This window comes from Pseudomonas sp. PDM24, from assembly GCF_019218905.1.
GTDB lineage: Bacteria > Pseudomonadota > Gammaproteobacteria > Pseudomonadales > Pseudomonadaceae > Aquipseudomonas.
This window is the reverse complement of the sequence record NZ_JAHUWR010000007.1, coordinates 95,641-117,426: the sequence shown is the minus strand read 5'-3', so window position 1 is coordinate 117,426 and position 21,786 is coordinate 95,641. Positions and strand designations below refer to the sequence as shown.

Below are 21,786 nucleotides of genomic sequence, written 5' to 3'. Positions count from 1 at the left end.
AGCCATTGGATCCGCGGGATCCGCGTCTCAGTCAAAACTGGGAATAATGTTGGCCTTGTCGATCATATCGATCGGCAACAGGAACTCATGGTCTTCAACCTGCACCACAACGTCCTGCTCTTCTACACCGCGCAGAAGGCCCTGAAAGTTGCGCCGACCTTCAAAAGGCGAGCGCAGCTTGATCTTCACTTGTTCACCGGCAAATTTTGCAAACTGCTCAATAGTGAACAGTGGGCGTTCCATGCCAGGCGAGGAAACTTCAAGGGTGTATTCAACGGCGATCGGATCTTCAACATCCAGTACACCGCTGATCTGACGGCTGACGATGGCACAATCGTCCACCAGCACGCCGCCCTCTTTATCAATATAAACGCGCAACATTGAGTGGCGACCTTGAGCCGAAAACTCAATACCCCAGCATTCATAGCCTAGGGCCACGACCACCGGGGCCAGCAAGGCCTGCAACTCTTCTAGCTTGCTCGACACCTGAACCCCCTCGTGCATGTATGTGCATGCTGTGCAAAATAAAAAAATGGGCGAAACGCCCATCCTTGAAACGCCGTTGAACAGCGGCGTTGAAAGTGTCCAGCTAACAAAAAGCCCCTGAAAAGGGGCTCCTTAAACTGGTTGCGGGGGCCGGATTTGAACCGACGACCTTCGGGTTATGAGCCCGACGAGCTACCAGACTGCTCCACCCCGCGACAAAGCTGGGGCGGAAGTATACGACCGATCCCTGACAGGGTCAATGTAACCTTCCACCTACAAGAAAGCCCGCAACAGCGGGCTCTCCTGATAATTGGTACCGAGAAGGGGACTCGAACCCCTACACCCTATGGGCACAACCACCTCAAGGTTGCGTGTCTACCAATTCCACCACCTCGGCAATACTACGTTTGAAACCCTTCTTACTTCTGCTCTTGAGCTGGAGGCACGTCAGTCGCTGGAGTAGCCGACTTTTGCTCTTGAAGCACCGGGACATCATCAGAAGCCGGTTGTTGCTTTGGAACTTCCAACACTGCTGGATTTGGCAAACCTACTTGAGTCAGCTCATGAGCCTTCTCTTTAGCAAAGTAACCTAACCCCAAGCTGGTTATGAAGAAACCGGCGGCAAGTATAGCAGTAAACTTACTAAGAAAGGTAGAGGAACCTTGGCTTCCGAACACAGTATTTGAAGCACCTGCTCCGAAAGACGCGCCAGCATCCGCACCTTTACCCTGCTGCAGCAAAACCAGAGCAACTACGCCCAATGCACCCAGCAGATGAAAAACGACTACGACTGTTTCCAGCATTTTTTCAGTTTCCCGCGGCGCGACAAATCGCACCGAACTCATCTGCATTCAGGGAAGCCCCACCAATGAGCCCCCCATCGATATCCGGCATGCCGAACAGTTCGACCGCATTGGCCGCCTTCACGCTGCCGCCGTATAGAAGCCGCACACCTTGCGCGACTTCAGAATTCTCTGCCGCCAACTGAGCGCGAATGGCTGCGTGCACATCCTGCGCCTGTTGCGGCGAAGCAGTCAGCCCGGTGCCAATGGCCCAGACCGGCTCGTAAGCGATTACTGCCTTTGCAAAGACACCTACACCCAGCTCCTCAATGATACTGCCAAGCTGACGCCCGACAACCTCAAGAGTTTTTCCAGCTTCGCGCTCTTCAAGGGTCTCCCCTACGCACAACACCGGAATCAAGCCACATGCCTGCGCCGCTGCGAACTTGCGAATCAGCATTCCATCCTGCTCGCCCATTACCTGGCGGCGCTCGGAGTGCCCGACAAGCACCAGGGAACAACCTGCATCCACCAACTGACTCGGCGCAATTTCACCGGTCAATGCACCTTGCATGGATTCCACTGCAGAATTCTGCGCGCCGACCGAAATCGACTTACCTTTCAAGCCATCAATCACTTGATTGATATGCAAGCAAGGCGGAAATACCGCAACATCAACACCGCTTGGCAAGGCCAGATGACTAAGGCCATTGATCAGCTCAGCGACGCTGGCGCGGGTACCGTGCATCTTCCAGTTACCAGCTACCATAGGGCGACGCATGCTGTACCTCGTCGGTCAAAGTGGGCGCAGATGTTACCCAACACAATCATGGCTGGCAAGCCGAAATCAGACAGAAACTTCAGTTACCAGTTTTGCCAGCTCTTCGGCGTAACCGCGAACCTGCGTTTCGTCCTCGCCCTCGACCATGACCCGCACCAGCGGCTCTGTCCCGGACTTGCGTAAAAGTACGCGCCCACGACCGGCCATCGCCTGAGTGACACGATCACTCGCTTCCTTGACGGTCGGATGTTCGAGTGGATTCGCACCACCGCCAAACCGGACATTGATCAGCACCTGAGGACACTTGCGCAACGCCTGACGGGACTGAGCCAGGCCTTCAGCGCGCCTCTTCAGGGCCATCAACACCTGCAGCGCGGCAATAATTGCATCACCGGTGGTGGTATGACTGAAGCAGACAATGTGCCCCGAGTTTTCCCCGCCCACCTGCCAATCGCGTTCCAGCAACTCGGAGATCACGTAACGGTCGCCAACGTTGGCGCGCACAAAAGGAATAGACAGATCCGCCAAGGCCAATTCCAGCCCCAGGTTACTCATCAGCGTACCGACCACACCGCCCTGCAACTTGCCGCGCTCTTGCAGATCGCGAGCAATGATGAACAGCAACTCGTCACCGTCGACGACAGCGCCAGTGTGATCAACCATCTGGACCCGGTCACCATCTCCATCAAAGGCAATACCCAAATCGGCGTGCTCGGCCAATACGGCAGCTTGCAGCGGCTCCATATGGGTTGAACCGCAATTCTCATTGATGTTCAGGCCATTAGGATGAGCAGAAAGCACAACGACATCGGCCCCCAGCTCACGGAACACACTAGGCGCCACTTTATAGGTCGCACCATGAGCACAGTCGATCACGATTTTCAGCCCGGCAAAGCTGGTACCGGTCGGGACGCTGCTCTTGCAGAATTCGATATAACGGCCCGAGGCATCGTTGATTCGCGATACCTTGCCGATCTTGCTCGACTCAACCACGGTCATGGGGGTGTCGAGCAACTCTTCAATCATCAACTCGACTTCATCCGGAAGCTTGGTGCCCTTCCCGGAGAAAAATTTGATGCCGTTGTCGTCATGAGGGTTGTGCGAAGCGCTGATCACGATGCCGGCTTCAGCATGAAAGGTACGTGTCAGATAGGCGATGGCCGGCGTCGGCATCGGCCCCAGGAGCATCACATCAGCACCTGCCGAGGTCAGCCCGGCCTCAAGCGCCGACTCGAACATGTAACCAGAGATCCGGGTGTCCTTGCCCACGAGCACCTTGCAGGCACCCATGCTGCGAAATGCCATGCCTGCCGCCCAGCCAAGCTTGAGCATGAAATCAGGAGTAATCGGGTATTGACCGACTCGACCACGAATGCCGTCGGTGCCAAAGTATTTTTTGCTCATAAGTACTCCATCATTCTTATTCGGCTGATTCTACGGCGGCGATCATCCGCACCACATCGACGGTTTCGGCCACATCATGGACGCGCAATATACGCGCCCCCTTGATTGAAGCCAGTGCCGCGAGCGCCAAACCGCCATGCAGACGCTCTCCCACCGGCCGATTCAAGGCTTGCCCGATCATGCTCTTTCGCGAAACCCCGACCAACAGGGGCCGCCCCAAGGCATGCAAGGCCTCCATATGCTTAAACAAGCTCAGGTTGTGCTGCAAGGTTTTCGCGAAGCCGAAGCCCGGATCGAGGATGATCCGCTCAGCAGGGATGCCTACCGACGCGCACTGAACCATGCGCTCGGCGAGAAACTCGCTGACCTCTTTCGTCACATCCTGGTACTGCGGATTGTCCTGCATGTCGCCCGGCTCACCGAGCATATGCATCAGACATACCGGCAAGCCGGTGGCCGCTGCCGCATCCAGAGCGCCATCTCGACGCAACGAACGCACATCATTGATCAAACCCGCCCCCAGCCTTGCGGTTTCACGCATAACTGCCGGCGTGGAGGTATCGACCGAGATGATCACATCGAGTTCACGACTGATGCGTTCAACGATAGGCGCTACCCGCTCGAGCTCTTCAAGCGGTGAAACCGCCCTGGCACCGGGGCGGGTCGATTCACCACCAACGTCGATCAGCGTCGCGCCAGCCGCCACCATCGCCTCAGCATGGCGCAGGGCCGCATCCAGCTGACTGTATCGGCCGCCATCGGAAAAGGAGTCGGGAGTGACATTGAGAATGCCCATGACATGCGTCTGGGCCAAATCAAGAACCCGGTTGCCGCAAGGCAACCGGGTCGAGGACTGAACAGAAGTCATTTCAAACCTTATACGTCAGCAGCCGGGCCACCGATTGGTGTTTCCGGACGCCCATCCTGCACAGCCGGAGGCGTACCGGAAGTATCGCTGCTACCAGACCAGTCGCGAGGTTCGCGAGGCGTACGACCCGCCATGATGTCATCGATCTGATCAGCATCGATCGTCTCGTACTTCATCAAGGCATCCGCCATGGCATCGAGCTTGTCACGGTTATCCGTAAGGATCTGTTTGGCCGTGCCGTAGCACTGGTCAATGATACTGCGTACTTCGGAGTCGATCAGTTTGGCTGTCTCGCCGGAGAAGCTGGCATGTTGACCACCGCCGCCACGACCGAGGAACACTTCGCCCTCTTCTTCGGCGTACATCAACGGACCGAGTTTTTCCGACAAGCCCCACTTGGTCACCATGTTCCGTGCGATCTGGCTGGCACGCATGATGTCGTTGGATGCACCGGTTGTGACACCGTCGAAGCCAAGGGTCATCTCTTCAGCGATACGACCGCCGTACAGCGAGCAGATCTGGCTGATCAGCGCACGCTTGGACAGGCTGTAGCGATCTTCTTCTGGCAGGAACATGGTCACACCGAGCGCACGACCGCGCGGGATGATCGACACTTTGTAGACCGGGTCATGCTCAGGGACAACGCGACCGACGATAGCGTGACCAGCTTCGTGATAAGCAGTGTTCTGCTTCTCTTTCTCGGACATGACCATGGATTTGCGCTCGGCGCCCATCATGATCTTGTCTTTGGCCAGTTCGAACTCTTTCATCTCGACGATGCGCTTGCCGGCACGAGCCGCGAACAACGACGCCTCGTTCACCAGGTTGGCCAGGTCGGCACCGGAGAAACCAGGAGTACCACGCGCGATCACGGCCGGAGCGACGTCGTCACCCATTGGCACTTTGCGCATGTGGACTTTGAGAATCTGCTCGCGACCACGGATATCCGGCAGACCGACCACGACCTGACGGTCGAAACGACCCGGACGCAGCAATGCAGGGTCCAGCACGTCGGGACGGTTGGTTGCTGCAATGACGATGATGCCGTCATTCATTTCGAAGCCGTCCATCTCCACCAGCAACTGGTTGAGTGTCTGTTCGCGCTCGTCGTGACCGCCGCCCATGCCGGCACCACGGTGGCGACCGACGGCGTCGATTTCATCGATGAAGATGATGCATGGCGCGTGCTTCTTCGCCTGCTCGAACATGTCACGAACACGACTGGCACCGACACCGACGAACATTTCGACGAAATCGGAACCGGAAATAGTGAAGAACGGCACTTTGGCTTCGCCGGCAATCGCCTTGGCGATCAAGGTTTTACCAGTACCAGGAGGACCGACCATCAGCACGCCACGAGGAATGCGACCGCCCAAACGCTGGAACTTGCCCGGATCACGCAGGAATTCGACCAGCTCGCCAACTTCTTCCTTGGCTTCGTCGCAACCGGCAACGTCAGCCAAAGTGGTTTTCACCTGATCTTCGGAGAGCAGGCGCGCCTTGCTCTTGCCGAAGCTCATCGGCCCGCCCTTGCCACCGGCACCGCCCTGCATCTGCCGCATGAAGAACATGAAGACCGCGATAATCACCAGGATCGGGAAGCTTGCGACCAGGAGTTGAGTCCAGATGCTTTGCTGCTCAGGCTGCTTGCCTTCGACTACCACGTGGTTATCCACGAGGTCGCCGATCAGGCCATTGTCCTGGATTGCCGGACGAATGGTCTTGAAGCTGTCGCCATCGTTGCGCTTGCCGGTAATCACGTAGCCATCAACCGCTACGCGCTCGACCTTGCCATCCTTGACCTGCTGGATGAAGTCGGAATAGTTGAGGGTCTGCGGCTCGTTAGGGCTGGAGAAGTTGTTCATCACCGTCACCAGGACAGCCGCGATGATCAACCACAGGATCAGATTCTTTGCCATATCGTTCAATTAACTACCCTCTGAAGCAAGCTCCGCTAATGGCGCGTGCTTCGCATGATATTCACCGGCCTAACTTACTACATTACCTACGGCTCTGGCAGGCGCCGTCTGTAACCCTTTGTGAAACACTTTCTACACAATATTCGCTAATGCTCACGGGGCGAAATACGAAAATCCTATCGACCCGCAAAAAAACCTCGATTTACTCACTACGGCCGCGGTAGCCCCAAGCCAGCATGTATTGCTCGCGGGAACTGCCACGGGAAGAGTCCGGCTTGATCATCTGGACCTTGTCGAATTTCTGACGAGCGTCCTTCACGTAAGCATCAAACCCTTCGCCCTGAAACACCTTGATCACGAAATTACCACCCGGCTTGAGTATCCGAGCCGCCAGATCAAGAGCCAGCTCACATAGAAACATGGCTTTTGGCATGTCCACCTCAGGCGTACCACTCATATTGGGGGCCATATCGGAAATCACAAGGTCCACCTGCGAATTACCCACGGCTTCAAGGATCTGAGCGAGCACTTCGTCCTGGGTGAAGTCACCCTGGATGAAAGTCACGTCCGGAATGCTGTCCATTTCCAGGATGTCCGAGGCGATCAGACGCCCCTGACCACCGATCAGCCGACTAGTGACCTGCGACCAGCCGCCGGGCGCCGCACCCAGGTCGACAACGCTCATACCCGGACGGATCAGCTTGTATTTCTCCTGGACCTCCAGAAGCTTGTAACTCGCACGCGAGCGGTAACCATCCTTCTGCGCCTGCTTCACATAGGGATCATTGACATGTCTTTTCAGCCAACCAAGGCTTGTCTTGGAACGCGCCATTGGGCACCTCGATGATAAGGGTCGTGATTAATTGGGCGGATCCACGAACCCTCGGGTAAAATGGCCGCCATTTTACAGAATCCAGACTAAAGGGTCAGATTATGCCGCTCACTCAAGAGCAGAAGAAACAGTACAAATCCATTGGCCACCATCTGAAACCAGTTTTGATTGTGGCTGACAACGGTTTGACTGAAGGTGTGTTAGCCGAACTTGAACGCGCTTTGGCGGATCACGAGCTGATCAAAATCAAGCTCAACATCCTCGATCGCGAATCGCGCCTGGCAGCCATTGCAGAACTCTGCAAGGCCGGCAAAGCCGATCTGGTTCAAGTCATCGGCAAGATGGCACTGGTTTACCGCAAGAACTTCAGCGTCAACAAGCAGCTGTCGAACGTCCATCGCTTCAAGTGATGACAAGGGTCAAGGGTGTGCTTCGCGCACCCTCACACTCCATCCCGGCACCGGTTGCATCACCAGCACCAGCCCGGAAAACCCCAGAACAAGATAGCTGAACAGCTGCCAATGCGCGGCCTGCGGCCAGCCTACGTGGACCGCGAAATACATCGCGCCCCCATACAGCGCCATCATCAGCAGTTGCCCACGAATATCGCGCCATAGACTGGCAAGGCCCTCGGCCTGAACCAGCACCAAAACCTGAAAAATCACACACGCTGCGGCAAATCCCACCATCAGCGTATTCAGCATGCCTGCAATTTCGTCGATCAGCAGCGGCGCCAGGCCTATTCGCCCCAGCACCGGCAGCAGACCGATGTGCAACAGCCACAGACCGCCAACCCACAACATTTGGGTCAGCTGCCAAAGCATGGCGCCCGCACGTAGCGGGCGCCTTCTTTCAGAGGTGGCGAACTTCGACAATCTCATACTCGATAACGCCACCCGGCGTTTTCACGGCGACCACATCACCCTCTTCCTTGGCGATCAAGGCGCGAGCCAGTGGCGAACCCACCGAAATCTTGCCGAGTTTGAAGTCAGCCTCATCCTCACCCACGATGTGGTAAGTGACGCGCTCATCCGTCTCGACGTTGGCGATTTCAACGGTGGTGCCGAAAATCACTTTGCCGGTGTGAGGAATGGTCGTGACATCGATGATGACCTGATTCTGAATCCGGCCTTCGATGTCACGAATCCGCGCCTCGACCATCCCCTGCTGCTCGCGAGCAGCGTGGTATTCGGCGTTTTCCTTCAAGTCACCCAACTCGCGGGCCGTACCGATGTCCTGGCTGAGCTTCGGACGGACGACCTTGGTCAGGTGAGCGTGTTCTTCTTCCAGGGCTTTCGCGCCCTGGACGGTCATTGGGTATTTGATCATGCCTTCAATCCTGCGTGTAAATCCTGCAAGCGGCGCACGGTCTTCTCGGGACCGAACTTCAACGCTTCGCAGATAGCTTCGCCAGCAGCAATGGTAGTGGTGCAGTAGATCTTGTGCTGCAAGGCATTACGACGAATGGAATAGGAATCGGCGATCGACTGGCGACCTTCGGTGGTGTTGATGATCAGGGTGACTTCGTCATTCTTGATCATGTCGACCACGTGCGGACGACCCTCGGTCACCTTGTTCACACGACGCACTTTCAGGCCTGCGGCTTCGATCAGCCTGGCAGTACCGGCAGTGGCGACCACTTCGAAGCCCAAGTTGATCAGATCACGGGCTACGCCTGCAACCAGTGGCTTGTCATCGTCACGCACGCTGATGAACGCGGTACCGCCAGTCGGCAGCACTTCGCTGGCGCCCATCTGGGCTTTGGCAAAGGCTTCGCCGAAGGTGTCGCCCACGCCCATCACTTCACCGGTGGACTTCATCTCTGGGCCCAGGATCGGGTCCACGCCAGGGAATTTGGCGAATGGGAACACCGCCTCTTTCACGCTGTAGAAGTTCGGAATGATTTCTTTGGTGAAGCCGATTTCCTTCAGGGTTTTACCGGCCATCACGCGAGCCGCGATCATTGCCAGGGAAACACCGATGCACTTGGACACGAACGGAACGGTACGGGAAGCGCGCGGGTTGACTTCGATGACGTAGATGTCTTCGCCTTGCAGCGCCAACTGAACGTTCATCAGGCCGACAACGCCCAGTTCCAGGGCCATTTTCTTGACCTGTTCGCGCATCTCGTCCTGGATGTGAGCGGGCAGCGAGTACGGCGGCAGGGAGCACGCGGAGTCACCGGAGTGAACGCCGGCCTGCTCGATGTGCTGCATGATCGCGCCAATCACCACGTCGGTGCCGTCGCAGACCGCATCCACGTCCATTTCGATCGCGCAGTTGAGGAAGTGATCGAGCAGCACCGGGCTGTCGTTGGACACTTTCACCGCATCACGCAGGTAGCGCTTGAGTTCTTCTTCTTCGTAGACGATTTCCATCGCGCGGCCGCCCAGTACGTAGGACGGACGAACCACCAGCGGGTAACCGATCTTGGCCGCGGCACGAATTGCTTCGTCTTCGCTGCGCACGGTGGCGTTTGGCGGCTGACGCAGGTTCAGACGCTCAACCATTTGCTGGAAGCGCTCACGGTCTTCGGCACGGTCGATGGCGTCAGGGCTGGTGCCGATGATTGGCACGCCGGCTTCTTCCAGGGCACGCGCCAGTTTCAGCGGGGTTTGGCCGCCGTACTGGACGATCACGCCTTTCGGCTTCTCGACGCGGACGATTTCCAATACGTCTTCCAGGGTCACTGGTTCGAAGTACAGACGATCGGAGGTGTCGTAGTCGGTGGAAACGGTTTCCGGGTTGCAGTTGACCATGATGGTCTCGTAACCGTCTTCGCGCAGGGCCAGTGCCGCGTGTACGCAGCAATAGTCGAACTCGATGCCCTGGCCGATACGGTTTGGACCGCCGCCGAGGATCATGATCTTGTCGCGGCCCGACGGCGCGGCTTCGCACTCTTCCTCGTACGTCGAGTAGAGGTAAGCGGTGTCGGTGGCGAACTCGGCCGCGCAGGTGTCAACGCGCTTGTAGACCGGGAAGATTTCCAGCTTGTGACGGTGGCGACGCAGAGCCTTCTCGGTCACGCCCAGCAGCTTGGCCAGACGCATGTCGGAGAAGCCTTTGCGCTTGAGGCGGAACATCACGTCGTGGTCGATGCTGGCCAGACCCAGGGTCTTGACCTTCTCTTCTTCCTTGATCAGATCTTCGATCTGCACCAGGAACCACGGATCGATCATGTTCATGCCGAAAATATCTTCGACCGACAGGCCGGCGCGGAACGCGTCAGCGACGTACCAGATACGCTCGGCGCCCGGCACGGTCAGTTCGCGCTTGAGGATGCTCATGCTTTCCGGGTTGCTCAGGTCGAGCTTCTCGTCCAGGCCGCAAACGCCCACTTCCAGACCGCGCAGGGCTTTCTGCAGGGATTCCTGGAAAGTCCGGCCGATGGCCATGACTTCACCGACCGACTTCATTTGTGTGGTCAGGCGTGCGTCGGCTTTCGGGAACTTCTCAAAGGCGAAACGTGGCAGCTTGGTGACGACGTAGTCGATGGACGGCTCGAAGGACGCCGGGGTCTTGCCACCGGTGATGTCGTTCGACAGCTCGTCGAGGGTGTAACCGACAGCCAGTTTTGCCGCGACCTTGGCGATCGGGAAACCAGTGGCTTTCGAGGCCAGGGCCGAGGAACGGGATACCCGCGGGTTCATCTCGATGACAACCATGCGGCCGGTGTTCGGGCAGATGCCGAACTGGACGTTGGAACCGCCAGTCTCGACGCCGATCTCGCGCAGTACCGCCAGGGAGGCGTTACGCAGGATCTGATATTCCTTGTCGGTCAGGGTCTGTGCTGGCGCAACAGTGATCGAGTCACCGGTGTGCACGCCCATCGGGTCGAAGTTTTCGATGGAGCAGACGATGATGCAGTTGTCCTTCTTATCGCGGACAACCTCCATTTCGTACTCTTTCCAACCGATCAGCGATTCGTCGATCAGCAGCTCTTTGGTCGGCGACAGGTCCAGACCGCGGGCGCAGATTTCTTCGAACTCTTCACGGTTGTAAGCGATACCGCCACCGGTGCCGCCCATGGTGAAGGACGGACGAATGATGCACGGGAAGCCGAGACGCTCGAGAACCGCGTTGGCCTCTTCCATGCTGTGGGCAATACCCGAACGCGGGCAGTCCAGACCGATGGATTTCATCGCCTTGTCGAAGCGCGAACGGTCTTCGGCCTTGTCGATGGTGTCAGCGTTGGCGCCGATCATTTCTACGCCGAACTTCTCCAGAACGCCTTCGCGTTCCAGGTCCAGGGCGCAGTTCAGAGCGGTCTGGCCGCCCATGGTTGGCAGCAGCGCGTCCGGACGCTCTTTCTCGATGATCTTGGCAACGGTCTGCCACTTGATCGGTTCGATGTAGGTGGCGTCGGCCATGGCCGGGTCGGTCATGATGGTCGCCGGGTTGGAGTTCACCAGGATGACGCGGTAACCCTCCTCGCGCAGGGCTTTACAGGCCTGGGCGCCGGAGTAGTCGAATTCGCAGGCCTGGCCGATCACGATCGGGCCAGCGCCGAGAATCAGGATGCTTTTAATGTCTGTACGTTTTGGCATGGGTTGTCACTCAAATCCGCAGGTCAGTCGGCAAGCCGTCTTGTTCAATCTCTGAAGCCTTGAGGGGGCCACCGGTTTCGGGACCGCCCTCAGGCTTCGCTACATCAGGGCGAGCGATTAGCGTCGCTTGGCCATTTCGTTGATGAAGCGATCAAACAGTGGCGCTACGTCGTTCGGGCCAGGGCTGGCTTCAGGGTGACCCTGGAAGCTGAAGGCGCTCTTGTCGGTACGCTCGATGCCTTGCAGGGTGCCGTCGAACAGCGATTTGTGGATCGCCCGAACGTTGCCTGGCAGGGTCGCTTCGTCTACCGCAAAACCGTGGTTCTGGCTGGTGATCATCACCACACCGCTGTCCAGATCCTGGACCGGGTGGTTGGCACCGTGGTGGCCATGGCCCATTTTCAGGGTCTTGGCGCCGGAGGCCAGAGCCAACAGCTGGTGACCAAGGCAGATACCGAACACCGGAATCTCGGTTTCCAGCACGTCCTTGATTGCCTGGATCGCGTAGTCGCAAGGCTCAGGGTCGCCCGGTCCGTTGGACAGGAACACGCCGTCCGGTTTCAGTGCCAATGCTTCGGCGGCTGGAGTCTGCGCAGGCACCACGGTCACGCGGCAGCCGCGCTCGACCAGCATGCGCAGGATATTGACCTTGACGCCATAGTCGTAGGCAACCACGTGGTACGGCAGATCGGAAGCGTCGATGGTCGCGTGGCTGTCGGTTTTCAAGTCCCAGACAGTCGAGCGCCATTCGTACTTCTCTTTGGTGCTGACGACTTTCGCCAGGTCCATGCCTTTAAGGCCAGGGAAGCCCTGGGCGGCGGCGATGGCGGCTTCTTCGGAAATGTTGTCACCGGCCATGATGCAGCCGTTCTGCGCGCCTTTCTCACGCAGGATGCGTGTCAGGCGGCGAGTGTCGATACCGGCGATTGCCACCACATTGTTGGCTTTCAGGTAGTCGGACAGTGACATCGTGTTGCGCCAGTTGCTCGCAACCAGTGGCAGGTCACGGATGACCAGGCCAGCGGACCAGACGCGATCGGACTCGGCGTCTTCCGGCGTGGTGCCGGTATTGCCGATGTGCGGGTAAGTCAGGGTAACGATCTGTTGGGCGTAGGAAGGATCGGTAAGGATTTCCTGATAGCCGGTCATTGCGGTGTTGAACACCACCTCACCAACGGTTTGACCGTCGGCTCCAATGGCTTCGCCGCGAAAAATGCTGCCATCAGCAAGGGCGAGTATGGCTGGCTTAGTCAAGAAGACCTCCCGTAAATAAAGCCTGAAAGGGCGATCGCAGGTTGTAAAAAAGCGGAGTGACGTATGGACACGTCACCCCGCTTCTTCATCGAATTATTCTGCGCGCTTTTAGTGGACACACTAAAGCTGTAGCTTACAGAAAAAGGCATTTTTGGTCTACCGCCAATGAGCCCTAAAGGCCGGAGAATGCGACAGGACGTCGCTTGGCAGTTTAAAACCGGGCTCAAACGCTGAGTTTGAACCCGATTTCGGGCACATCTTACCGCAGGTCGAGCACGTCTTGCATGTCGTAAAGGCCTGGTTCACGACCGTCCAGCCACAAAGCTGCCCGTACCGCCCCCTTGGCGAAGGTCATACGGCTGGATGCCTTGTGCGTGATTTCCAGTCGCTCACCCTCGCAGGCGAACAGCACCGTATGATCACCGACCACATCACCACCGCGAACAGTCGCGAAGCCGATCGTTTCACGCTCACGCACACCGGTGTGACCTTCACGACCATAAACCGCGACCTTCTGCAGATCACGATCCAGTGCACTGGCGATCACTTCGCCCATGCGCAGAGCCGTGCCTGAAGGGGCGTCGATCTTGTGCCGATGATGGGCCTCGATGATTTCGATGTCAGCCTCATCGCCCAGCACACGAGCTGCCATATCGAGCAGCTTCAGCGACAGGTTTACACCAACACTGAAATTGGCCGCGAACACAATCGCAATATCCTTGCTCGCCTCGGCCAGCAACTGCTTCTGCGCCGCGTCCAGCCCCGTGGTGCCGATCACCATGGACTTGCCCGCTTTACGGCAGAACTCCAGGTTTTTCAGCATCACTTCCGGGAGCGTGAAGTCGATCAACACATCGAACTCATCGGCCACCGCATCCAGCTTACCGGACAGCGGCACACCGATACGCCCCAGCGATGCCAGCTCACCGGCATCCACGCCAATCAGCGTGCTGCCGGGGCGCACGATGGCTGCTGTCAGGCCGGTCAGCGGCGCGCGTTGCTGCACCGCTTCGACCAGAATCTTACCCATGCGCCCGGCAGCGCCCATCACAGCTATACGTCGCATGCCGACTCCTTACAAATCGCCGAAGAAGCGCTTCACGCCTTCGAACCAACCGGTGGTTTTCGGCGAATGACTGTTGTCACCCGCCAGGGAGCTGCGCAACTCCTCCAGCAATTCGCGCTGACGACGACCCAGGTTGACCGGGGTTTCGACCGCCACGCGGCACATCAGGTCACCCGCACCGCCACCACGAACCGGCGCGACGCCTTTGCCGCGAACACGGAACTGCTTACCGGTCTGAGTCCCTTCCGGAATCTTCAGCTTGACCCGACCATCAAGGGTCGGAATCTCCAGCTCGCCGCCCAGCGCTGCATCGACGAAGCTGATTGGCACTTCGCAGAACAGGTGCTTGCCGTCACGCTGGAAGATCGCGTGCTCGCGCACGTTGATTACCACGTACAAGTCGCCGGTCGGACCACCCTGCGCACCCGCCTCGCCTTCACCAGACAAGCGAATACGGTCGCCAGTATCGACACCGGCCGGCACTTTCACCGACAGGGTCTTGTACTCTTCGACACGACCTTCGCCGCGGCAGGAATCGCACGGATCGGAAATGATCTTGCCTTGGCCATGGCAGCGTGGGCAGGTCTGCTGCACCGAAAAGAAGCCCTGCTGCATGCGTACCTGACCGATACCGCCGCACGTCGGGCACGTGATCGGCGAGGAGCCTTTCTTGGCGCCCGAGCCATCGCACGGCTTGCAGTTGACCAATGTCGGAACACGGATATTCACGGTCGTGCCGCGCACCGCTTCTTCCAGGTTCAGCTCCAGGGTGTAACGCAGATCGCTGCCGCGCTGAGCGCCGCCACGAGCACCGCCGCGACCGCCACCGAAGAAGTCACTGAAGACATCGCCAAAGATGTCGGAGAAATTCTGACCGCCAAACCCGGCACCGCCGCCACCCATGCTCGGGTCGACACCGGCATGACCGTATTGATCATAGGCCGCGCGCTTGCTGGAATCGGACAGCACTTCGTAGGCCTCGTTGGCCTCCTTGAACATATCTTCCGACGCTTTGTCATCGGGATTACGGTCCGGGTGATGCTTCATCGCCAGGCGACGGTAGGCCTTCTTCAGGTCCGCTTCGCTTGAGCCACGCTCAACACCCAATACTTCGTAATAGTCACGCTTTGCCATAAGTCTTTGCACTCTTAAGGACGTTCGGCAAACCTCTCCTGAGCCTCGCCAAACTCGTTGAGCCCCAATACAGGCCCGGACCCAACTCACGTCAATTCAACGATCCTGGTCTTTGATTCGATGCGGTACTTTCGACTCGAAAGGCAGGAGCATTTTCGGTCATACCGCCAGCATTCGAGCGTTGTCGCATGCTGTAAAAATTCGCTTACTCCAGACACGCCAACGCGGGAGCAAGCTCCCGCGCGGCGACATCCTACCAGTCACCGCCTGAAGGCAGTCAACCGGGCGACCAACAACTTACTTGTGGTCTTTGACTTCTTCGAACTCGGCATCGACGACGTCGTCAGCTTTTTCAGCTTTCTCGTCGTGCGGTGCCGCGCCTTCAGCTGGCTGAGCCTGGTCGGCGTACATCTTCTGAGCCACTGGCGCGGAGACTTTGGACAGCTCTTCAACCTTGGCTTCGATAGCGGCCTTGTCGTCGCCTTTGATGGCGGTTTCCAGGGCAACTACAGCGGCTTCGATTGCAGTCTTCTCTTCAGCGCTCACTTTATCGCCAGCATCAGCGACCATTTTGCGCGTCGAGTGAACCAGGGCATCGCCTTGGTTACGGGCGCTGGCCAGCTCTTCGAACTTGCGGTCTTCTTCAGCGTTCACTTCAGCATCGCGAACCATCTGCTGAATTTCTTCCTCGGACAGACCGGAGTTGGCCTTGATCACGATCGACTGAGTCTTGCCGGTAGCCTTGTCTTTCGCGCCGACGTGCAGAATGCCGTTGGCGTCGATGTCGAAGGTCACTTCGATTTGTGGCACGCCACGTGGTGCTGGTGGAATCTCGGCCAGGTCGAACTTGCCCAGGGACTTGTTCTGTGCGGCCTGCTTACGCTCACCTTGCAGTACGTGAATGGTCACTGCGCCCTGATTGTCGTCGGCAGTCGAGAACACTTGCGATTTCTTGGTAGGAATCGTGGTGTTTTTCTCGATCAGCGCGGTCATTACGCCGCCCATGGTTTCGATACCCAGAGTCAGCGGGCTGACGTCGAGCAGCAGAACGTCTTTCACGTCACCAGCCAATACCGCGCCCTGGATAGCAGCACCCATGGCAACAGCTTCGTCAGGGTTGACGTCTTTACGTGCTTCTTTACCGAAGAAATCGGTTACCAGCTTCTGAACCAGTGGCATACGGGTCTGACCGCCGACCAGGATCACGTCGTTGATCGAACCAACGTCGATACCGGCGTCTTTCATCGCGATGCGGCAAGGTTCGATGGTGCGCTGAACCAGGTCTTCAACCAGCGCTTCGAGCTTGGCGCGGGAGATTTTCACGTTCAAGTGCTTAGGACCGGTAGCGTCTGCAGTGATGTACGGCAGGTTCACGTCGGTCGACTGGCTCGAGGACAGTTCGATTTTGGCTTTCTCAGCGGCTTCTTTCAGGCGCTGCATGGCCAGCGGGTCACCCTTGAGGTTCATGCCGCTTTCTTTCTTGAACTCGTCAACGAGGTAGTCGATCAGACGAATGTCAAAGTCTTCACCACCCAGGAAAGTGTCACCGTTGGTGGCCAACACTTCGAACTGGTGCTCGCCATCAACTTCAGCGATTTCGATCACGGAAACGTCGAAAGTACCGCCGCCCAAGTCGTAAACGATCACGGTGTGATCGCCTTTGGCCTTGTCCATACCGTAGGCCAGTGCGGCTGCGGTTGGTTCGTTGATGATACGTTTAACGTCCAGACCCGCGATGCGGCCGGCGTCTTTGGTGGCTTGACGCTGGCTGTCGTTGAAGTAGGCCGGAACGGTGATCACCGCTTCGGTCACTGGCTCGCCGAGGTAGTCTTCGGCGGTCTTCTTCATTTTCTTCAGAATTTCAGCCGAAATTTGTGGCGGCGCCATTTTCTGGCCGTTCACTTCAACCCAGGCGTCGTTGTTGTCAGCCTTGACGATCTTGTAAGGGACCATCTGGATGTCTTTCTGTACGACTTCTTCGTCAAAACGACGACCGATCAGACGCTTCACCGCGTACAGGGTGTTATGCGGATTGGTCACCGCCTGACGCTTGGCCGACTGGCCAACCAGGATTTCACCGTCGTTGGCATAAGCGATGATCGACGGCGTGGTACGCGCGCCTTCAGCGTTTTCAATAACTTTGGCTTTGCCGTTTTCCAGCACGGAGACGCAGGAGTTGGTAGTCCCCAGGTCGATACCGATAATTTTGCCCATGTTCACTCTCCCGAAACTTTGGATTTGGATGCCGCAGTAGTGGTGGCTGACTGCGGTAGCACTTAAACGCTTGACTTCTAAATGGGGGCCTTGCGGCTAATTTCAAGCCTGCTCGTCAATCGAAGGCGAAACCGGTGCAGGTGCCTTGCTGACCACGACCATGGCCGGGCGCAGCAGGCGACCGTGAAGCTGGTAGCCCTTCTGAAACACCTTGAGCACGCTGTTTGGCTCGACGTCGGCGCTTTCCTGCATGGCCATTGCCTGGTGATGCGAGGCGTTGAAGGGTTCGCCTTCAGGATCGATCGCTTCCAGGTGATAACGTTTCAGGGTGTCCTGGAACATTTTCAGGGTCAGTTCGATCCCTTCGCGCATCGGACGAATGTTTTCGTCGTCAGGGTTGGACAGCTCCAGGCCGCGCTCCAGGCTGTCGATGATCGGCAGCAGGTCGCCAGCGAACTTTTCCAGGGCGAATTTGTGAGCCTTTTCAACGTCCTGCTCGGCACGGCGGCGGACGTTCTGCAGATCGGCGGCTACACGCAAAGCCTGATCCTGCGCACCAGCCAATTGCTCTTCGAGCACTTGTACACGAGCCGCCAGGTCTTCACCCGAAGCCTCGGGGCCCTGGTTGGCGTCTAGATTTTGCGTATCCACTGTCTGTTCGTCAGCCATAGATTTCTCCTTCCAATATCGTCCGCGAGCTCAACTCGCGCTTCTGCCCCGGTATATGGGGCCGCAAAATTCAGCTTCAAGGGCTATTTGATGATTACCCCTACAAAAAACAGCTGCATTGTCATTCCTCATTGCGCTAAGGATTTTCGCAAATCAAGCAAATCGACCTAAGAGAGGGCATTGTCAGCCCGAAACAAAACACTGTATAAATAACCAGACTTAAAGCCTGGGAGCGGCCTTTATGCTGGTGCACCTGTCCGTACATAACTACGCCATCGTTGAACATCTCGATCTCGAACTCGATCGCGGGATGAGCGTGATCACAGGGGAAACCGGCGCCGGCAAGTCGATCATGCTCGACGCCCTGGGCCTGACCCTGGGCGATCGCGCCGACAGCGGCGTGGTCCGCCCGGGCGCCGACAAGGCCGATATCCTGGCCACCTTCGACCTGATCGACATCCCGGAAGCCAGCGCCTGGCTGGCCGAGCGCGACCTCGAGAACGACGGCCCGTGCATTCTGCGTCGAGTGATCACCGCTGAAGGGCGATCCCGCGGCTATATCAACGGCACCCCCTGCCCTCTCGGTGACTTGAAGGCCCTGGGCGAGTTGCTGATCGATATCCACAGCCAGCACGAACACCAATCCCTGCTCAAAACCGATACCCATCGCCGCCTGCTCGACGAATACGCCGGTGCCACAGACCTCGCCCGCCAGGTGCAACTGGCTGCCCAACGCTGGCGCCAGACCCGCCAGGAACTGGAACGCCTTTCCAACTCCGGCGACGAACAACGCGCCCGCCATCAATTGCTCAGCTACCAACTCGAAGAACTGGAAAACCTCGGCCTTGGCGAAACCGAGCTGGAGCAGCTGGAACAGGAACACAAGAACCTGACCAACGCCGAAACCCTGCTGGGCATTTGTCGGCAAGTGGTCGAACAATGCAGCGAAAGTGATTCCGGCAACGTATTGAACGCGCTCACCGCCAGCCTTAATCGCCTATCGAGCGTGAACAATTCGATCGGCGCCTTGGGCGAAGCCAGCAGCCTGCTGACCAGCGCGCAGATTCAGGTTGAAGAAGCCGTGGGCGAGCTCAACCGTTTCCTCGACAATTTCGACGCCGACCCGGCCCGCCTTCAATACCTGGAAGAACGCCTCGATGCCATCTACACCCTGGCGCGCAAACACCGCATCCAGCCGACCGAGGTCGCCGAGATGCAGCAGAAGCTACTCGATGAAATCGAAACCCTGAATGCCAACGACGAATCCATCGAACGCCTGAGCGATGAGCTGGCCTCCTACGCCCGCCATTACCAGGAGAAGGCCCGTGAGCTGAGCGATCTGCGACATCAAGCCTCAAGCAGCCTGGCCAGCGCCGTGGAACAGGAAATCCAGCGTTTGGGCATGCCCGGCGGCCGCTTCACCATCGAACTGCGCCCCAACAGCAGCGACGAACTGCTGCCCAATGGACTCGAACAAGTAGAACTGCTGGTAAGCGCCAACCCGGGGCAACCATTGAAAGCCCTGGCAAAAGTGGCGTCGGGTGGCGAACTGTCGCGTATCAGCCTGGCGATTCAGGTGATTACTGCACAGACTTCCCGCGTACCGACACTGGTGTTCGACGAAGTGGACGTGGGTATCGGCGGCCCGACCGCCGAGATTGTCGGCCAGTTGCTGCGACGCCTCGGGGAGCGTGGGCAGGTTCTGACCGTGACTCACTTGCCGCAAGTGGCGGCGCAGGGGCATCAACATCTATTTGTACACAAGGTCCGCGGTGAAGACGCCACGCATACAGCCGTCTCCAAACTGAGCAAGACCGATCGCGTTGAAGAAGTGGCACGGATGCTGGGCGGCATCGATCTCACCAAGGAATCACTGGCTCACGCGAAAAAGATGGTCGTTACCGCGAAAATTTAAGAACAGCAGAAAGCACGAAGGCGACCCTGGGGTCGCCTTCGTTCGTTTCGCGAACCTGAAGTTCGCGCGACATGCTTACTTTTTCTTGCGCACGTACAGTACAAGATTGTGATCAACCATCTCGAAGCCATACTTGTCGACGATTGCTTTCTGCAGCCGCTCGATTTCTTCGTCGAAGAATTCGATCACTTCACTGGTCTCGACGTTGACCATGTGGTCGTGATGCTTGCCGTCGTCCAGCTCGAAGACCGCATGGCCTCCGTCGAAGTTGTGCCGCACCACAAGGCCAGCTGCCTCGAACTGGGTCAGGACACGGTAAACCGTGGCCAGACCGACGTCCTCACCAGCCTCCATCAGCGCCTTGTAGACATCCTCGGCACTCATGTGGCGTTGCTCGGCGGAATCGAGCATTTGCAGAATTTTGACCCGTGGAAGGGTCACTTTGAGGCCGGCTTTGCGTAGTTCGCTATTTTCAACCATGGTCAGCTTTCTCGCGATGCTGCTTCGCAGCTTCTCTTAATGCGGGTATGATCGGCGTTTACGTTGTCCCAGCCAAGATAGTGGAAGTCGCCCACCGATGCAAAACACCAAGCTCTTGCTAACCAGTTTCACCTTTGTGGGACTGCTCGCACTCGCCGGTTGTTCATTCCCCGGGGTTTACAAAATCGACATCCAGCAGGGCAATGTCGTCACGCAGGACATGATAGACCAGTTACGCCCGGGAATGACCCGCCGGCAAGTACGGTTTATCATGGGTAACCCTCTGCTGACCGACACGTTCCATGCCGATCGCTGGGATTATCTGTACAGCCTGCAACCGGGTGGCGGAGAACGCCAACAGGAACGCATTAGCGTTATCTTCAACCCAAATGACCAACTTGTCAGCCTCTCTGGCGATTTCATGCCAGGCGTGAGCCGCGACGAAGCCATTCTCGGCAAGGACAGCGACACTACCGTGACCGCGCCTGCCGAAAACGCCGAGAAGCCGAAGCCAGAAAAACCGGTCAAGCCTGGGTCGTTGCTGGATCAGATCCAGAAGGACGTGGACAACGTGGAAACCGTTCCAGTCCCGACGCCAGAACCGCTGGAAACCTCGCCGCAATAATTTGCGACGCAATAAAAAACCCGGCATGTCCGGGTTTTTTATCGCCTGGCGTTTAACCGGATCACTGATTCCGGGCTTTGGCCTCGGCCGCTTTGGCTGCACGCAACCGGCGAACCTCTTTTGGATCGGCGAGCAACGGTCGGTAAATCTCGAGGCGATCCCCCGCCTGAACCGGACGATTGGCCGGCTCAGCGATCACTTTGCCAAAGATCCCAACCGGACAACTGGCCAGATCCAGCTCAGGGAATTCGCTGTTCAGGCCGGATTTGAGCAACGCATCTCGCACTGTTGCACCCACCGGCACCGTTACGGTCAGCAATAGCTGACGATCTACAGCGGCATACACCACTTCAACCTTGATCACGGCCTCAACCATGCATCTGTTTCGCACGCTGGCAAAACGCGTCCATCAGCGTATTCGCCGCCTGATTGAACAAAGGCCCCAACGTCGCACGCACCAGCGGCCCCGAATAGTCGAATGACAAGTCCAGACTGATCTTGCAGGCCTTCTCGCCCAACGGCTTGAACACCCAGATGCCATGCAACTGGCTGAACGGACCTTCTTCGAGGTTCATCTCGATCGAATGCCCGGGCACCAGGGTGTTACGCGTCACGAAATGCTGACTAAGGCCGCCCTTGGCCACGCCGACGCTGGCGCGCATGAGCTCAGGAGTACTTTCCAGAACTTCGGCCGACGAGCACCACGGCAGGAATTCCGGATAGCGGGCCACGTCGTTGACCAGGTCATACAGCGCTTGTGCCGGATATGGCAGCAGGGCCGAACGTTGAATGTGTGTCGTCATGTCAGCG

Annotated in this window: 21 protein-coding genes and 2 tRNA genes; 3 read left to right on the top strand and 20 right to left on the bottom strand. The window is 57.7% G+C overall.

The window, feature by feature from the left end; genetic code table 11:
• Nucleotides 1-27: 27 nt before the first annotated feature.
• The 9 genes from rimP to rlmE form a co-directional block, all read right to left on the bottom strand.
• Nucleotides 28-486, bottom strand: coding sequence for a ribosome maturation factor RimP (gene rimP / locus KW837_RS22265; RefSeq protein ID WP_010463487.1), 459 nt, complete (start codon nt 484-486; stop codon nt 28-30).
• Nucleotides 487-624: 138 nt separating this feature from the next.
• Nucleotides 625-701, bottom strand: a tRNA-Met gene (locus tag KW837_RS22260).
• A 96-nt stretch (nt 702-797) separates the two neighbouring features.
• Nucleotides 798-883: transfer RNA gene (locus KW837_RS22255), tRNA-Leu, on the bottom strand.
• A gap of 22 nt (nt 884-905) precedes the next feature.
• Nucleotides 906-1,289: a preprotein translocase subunit SecG gene (gene secG, locus KW837_RS22250; RefSeq protein WP_030128079.1), complete on the bottom strand. Its 384-nt coding sequence runs from the start codon at nt 1,287-1,289 to the stop codon at nt 906-908.
• Between the two features lie 4 nt (nt 1,290-1,293).
• Entirely contained in the window at nt 1,294-2,049 is a 756-nt protein-coding gene (gene tpiA / locus KW837_RS22245) for a triose-phosphate isomerase (RefSeq protein ID WP_218398644.1), read from the bottom strand.
• Nucleotides 2,050-2,115: 66 nt separating this feature from the next.
• Complete coding sequence (glmM, locus tag KW837_RS22240) at nt 2,116-3,453, bottom strand: phosphoglucosamine mutase (protein ID WP_218398643.1); 1,338 nt, start codon at nt 3,451-3,453, stop codon at nt 2,116-2,118.
• Nucleotides 3,454-3,469: 16 nt separating this feature from the next.
• Nucleotides 3,470-4,321: a dihydropteroate synthase gene (folP, locus tag KW837_RS22235; RefSeq protein ID WP_218398642.1), complete on the bottom strand. Its 852-nt coding sequence runs from the start codon at nt 4,319-4,321 to the stop codon at nt 3,470-3,472.
• An 8-nt stretch (nt 4,322-4,329) separates the two neighbouring features.
• Complete coding sequence (gene ftsH / locus KW837_RS22230) at nt 4,330-6,240, bottom strand: ATP-dependent zinc metalloprotease FtsH (protein ID WP_123498885.1); 1,911 nt, start codon at nt 6,238-6,240, stop codon at nt 4,330-4,332.
• Nucleotides 6,241-6,442: 202 nt separating this feature from the next.
• A complete protein-coding gene (gene rlmE / locus KW837_RS22225; RefSeq protein WP_007900501.1) occupies nt 6,443-7,072 on the bottom strand; it encodes a 23S rRNA (uridine(2552)-2'-O)-methyltransferase RlmE in 630 nt (209 codons plus the stop codon).
• Nucleotides 7,073-7,173: 101 nt separating this feature from the next.
• Between rlmE and KW837_RS22220 the strand changes: the two genes are divergently transcribed.
• Nucleotides 7,174-7,482, top strand: a complete 309-nt coding sequence (locus tag KW837_RS22220) for a YhbY family RNA-binding protein (RefSeq protein WP_192346335.1) — start codon at nt 7,174-7,176, stop codon at nt 7,480-7,482.
• 9 nt (nt 7,483-7,491) lie between these two features.
• On the opposite strand, the gene KW837_RS22215 is transcribed toward KW837_RS22220, so the two are convergent.
• The 8 genes from KW837_RS22215 to grpE form a co-directional block, all read right to left on the bottom strand.
• Nucleotides 7,492-7,896, bottom strand: a complete 405-nt coding sequence (locus KW837_RS22215) for an MFS transporter (protein WP_123498883.1) — start codon at nt 7,894-7,896, stop codon at nt 7,492-7,494.
• A gap of 28 nt (nt 7,897-7,924) precedes the next feature.
• Nucleotides 7,925-8,401, bottom strand: coding sequence for a transcription elongation factor GreA (gene greA, locus KW837_RS22210; RefSeq protein ID WP_007942892.1), 477 nt, complete (start codon nt 8,399-8,401; stop codon nt 7,925-7,927).
• Nucleotides 8,398-11,619 carry a carbamoyl-phosphate synthase large subunit gene (carB, locus tag KW837_RS22205; protein WP_123498879.1) on the bottom strand — a complete coding sequence of 1,074 codons (3,222 nt, stop codon included), beginning with the start codon at nt 11,617-11,619 and terminating at the stop codon, nt 8,398-8,400. Before carB ends, greA begins: the two co-directional genes overlap by 4 nt.
• A 117-nt stretch (nt 11,620-11,736) precedes the next feature.
• Nucleotides 11,737-12,873 carry a glutamine-hydrolyzing carbamoyl-phosphate synthase small subunit gene (carA, locus tag KW837_RS22200; protein WP_192346341.1) on the bottom strand — a complete coding sequence of 379 codons (1,137 nt, stop codon included), beginning with the start codon at nt 12,871-12,873 and terminating at the stop codon, nt 11,737-11,739.
• A gap of 259 nt (nt 12,874-13,132) precedes the next feature.
• Entirely contained in the window at nt 13,133-13,939 is an 807-nt protein-coding gene (gene dapB / locus KW837_RS22195) for a 4-hydroxy-tetrahydrodipicolinate reductase (RefSeq protein WP_008067200.1), read from the bottom strand.
• A 9-nt stretch (nt 13,940-13,948) separates the two neighbouring features.
• Nucleotides 13,949-15,073 carry a molecular chaperone DnaJ gene (gene dnaJ / locus KW837_RS22190; RefSeq protein ID WP_008067198.1) on the bottom strand — a complete coding sequence of 375 codons (1,125 nt, stop codon included), beginning with the start codon at nt 15,071-15,073 and terminating at the stop codon, nt 13,949-13,951.
• A gap of 297 nt (nt 15,074-15,370) precedes the next feature.
• Entirely contained in the window at nt 15,371-17,287 is a 1,917-nt protein-coding gene (gene dnaK / locus KW837_RS22185; RefSeq protein ID WP_007900530.1) for a molecular chaperone DnaK, read from the bottom strand.
• Nucleotides 17,288-17,389: 102 nt separating this feature from the next.
• Entirely contained in the window at nt 17,390-17,956 is a 567-nt protein-coding gene (gene grpE / locus KW837_RS22180; RefSeq protein WP_007900531.1) for a nucleotide exchange factor GrpE, read from the bottom strand.
• A gap of 241 nt (nt 17,957-18,197) precedes the next feature.
• On the opposite strand from grpE, the gene recN reads away from it, so the two are divergent.
• Nucleotides 18,198-19,871 (top strand): DNA repair protein RecN, encoded by a 1,674-nt coding sequence (gene recN, locus KW837_RS22175; RefSeq protein ID WP_008067195.1) that lies wholly within the window; start codon nt 18,198-18,200, stop codon nt 19,869-19,871.
• A gap of 75 nt (nt 19,872-19,946) precedes the next feature.
• Here recN and fur read toward each other — a convergent pair whose 3' ends face one another.
• Nucleotides 19,947-20,351 (bottom strand): ferric iron uptake transcriptional regulator, encoded by a 405-nt coding sequence (gene fur, locus KW837_RS22170; RefSeq protein ID WP_003197684.1) that lies wholly within the window; start codon nt 20,349-20,351, stop codon nt 19,947-19,949.
• Between the two features lie 97 nt (nt 20,352-20,448).
• Here fur and KW837_RS22165 point away from each other — a divergent pair, with 97 nt between their 5' ends.
• Nucleotides 20,449-20,976, top strand: a complete 528-nt coding sequence (locus tag KW837_RS22165; RefSeq protein ID WP_007900538.1) for an outer membrane protein assembly factor BamE — start codon at nt 20,449-20,451, stop codon at nt 20,974-20,976.
• Nucleotides 20,977-21,037: 61 nt separating this feature from the next.
• Here KW837_RS22165 and KW837_RS22160 read toward each other — a convergent pair whose 3' ends face one another.
• The gene (locus KW837_RS22160; RefSeq protein WP_192346343.1) at nt 21,038-21,352 is read right to left on the bottom strand and encodes an RnfH family protein; all 315 of its coding nucleotides are present in this window, start codon (nt 21,350-21,352) and stop codon (nt 21,038-21,040) included.
• Complete coding sequence (locus KW837_RS22155) at nt 21,345-21,779, bottom strand: type II toxin-antitoxin system RatA family toxin (RefSeq protein WP_008067191.1); 435 nt, start codon at nt 21,777-21,779, stop codon at nt 21,345-21,347. Before KW837_RS22155 ends, KW837_RS22160 begins: the two co-directional genes overlap by 8 nt.
• Nucleotides 21,780-21,786: the final 7 nt, after the last annotated feature.

Excerpts from the sequence above, each read along its gene's own strand:
- dapB (WP_008067200.1), bottom strand. The coding sequence starts at position 13,939 with ATGCGACGTATAGCTGTGATGGGCGCTGCCGGGCGCATGGGTAAGATT.
- fur (WP_003197684.1), bottom strand. The coding sequence starts at position 20,351 with ATGGTTGAAAATAGCGAACTACGCAAAGCCGGCCTCAAAGTGACCCTT.
- KW837_RS22215 (WP_123498883.1), bottom strand. The coding sequence starts at position 7,896 with ATGCTTTGGCAGCTGACCCAAATGTTGTGGGTTGGCGGTCTGTGGCTG.
- KW837_RS22220 (WP_192346335.1), top strand. The coding sequence starts at position 7,174 with ATGCCGCTCACTCAAGAGCAGAAGAAACAGTACAAATCCATTGGCCAC.
- dnaK (WP_007900530.1), bottom strand. The coding sequence starts at position 17,287 with ATGGGCAAAATTATCGGTATCGACCTGGGGACTACCAACTCCTGCGTC.
- dnaJ (WP_008067198.1), bottom strand. The coding sequence starts at position 15,073 with ATGGCAAAGCGTGACTATTACGAAGTATTGGGTGTTGAGCGTGGCTCA.
- recN (WP_008067195.1), top strand. The coding sequence starts at position 18,198 with ATGCTGGTGCACCTGTCCGTACATAACTACGCCATCGTTGAACATCTC.
- folP (WP_218398642.1), bottom strand. The coding sequence starts at position 4,321 with ATGACTTCTGTTCAGTCCTCGACCCGGTTGCCTTGCGGCAACCGGGTT.
- grpE (WP_007900531.1), bottom strand. The coding sequence starts at position 17,956 with ATGGCTGACGAACAGACAGTGGATACGCAAAATCTAGACGCCAACCAG.
- secG (WP_030128079.1), bottom strand. The coding sequence starts at position 1,289 with ATGCTGGAAACAGTCGTAGTCGTTTTTCATCTGCTGGGTGCATTGGGC.
- KW837_RS22165 (WP_007900538.1), top strand. The coding sequence starts at position 20,449 with ATGCAAAACACCAAGCTCTTGCTAACCAGTTTCACCTTTGTGGGACTG.
- KW837_RS22155 (WP_008067191.1), bottom strand. The coding sequence starts at position 21,779 with ATGACGACACACATTCAACGTTCGGCCCTGCTGCCATATCCGGCACAA.
- glmM (WP_218398643.1), bottom strand. The coding sequence starts at position 3,453 with ATGAGCAAAAAATACTTTGGCACCGACGGCATTCGTGGTCGAGTCGGT.
- ftsH (WP_123498885.1), bottom strand. The coding sequence starts at position 6,240 with ATGGCAAAGAATCTGATCCTGTGGTTGATCATCGCGGCTGTCCTGGTG.
- KW837_RS22160 (WP_192346343.1), bottom strand. The coding sequence starts at position 21,352 with ATGGTTGAGGCCGTGATCAAGGTTGAAGTGGTGTATGCCGCTGTAGAT.
- tpiA (WP_218398644.1), bottom strand. The coding sequence starts at position 2,049 with ATGCGTCGCCCTATGGTAGCTGGTAACTGGAAGATGCACGGTACCCGC.
- greA (WP_007942892.1), bottom strand. The coding sequence starts at position 8,401 with ATGATCAAATACCCAATGACCGTCCAGGGCGCGAAAGCCCTGGAAGAA.
- carB (WP_123498879.1), bottom strand. The coding sequence starts at position 11,619 with ATGCCAAAACGTACAGACATTAAAAGCATCCTGATTCTCGGCGCTGGC.
- rlmE (WP_007900501.1), bottom strand. The coding sequence starts at position 7,072 with ATGGCGCGTTCCAAGACAAGCCTTGGTTGGCTGAAAAGACATGTCAAT.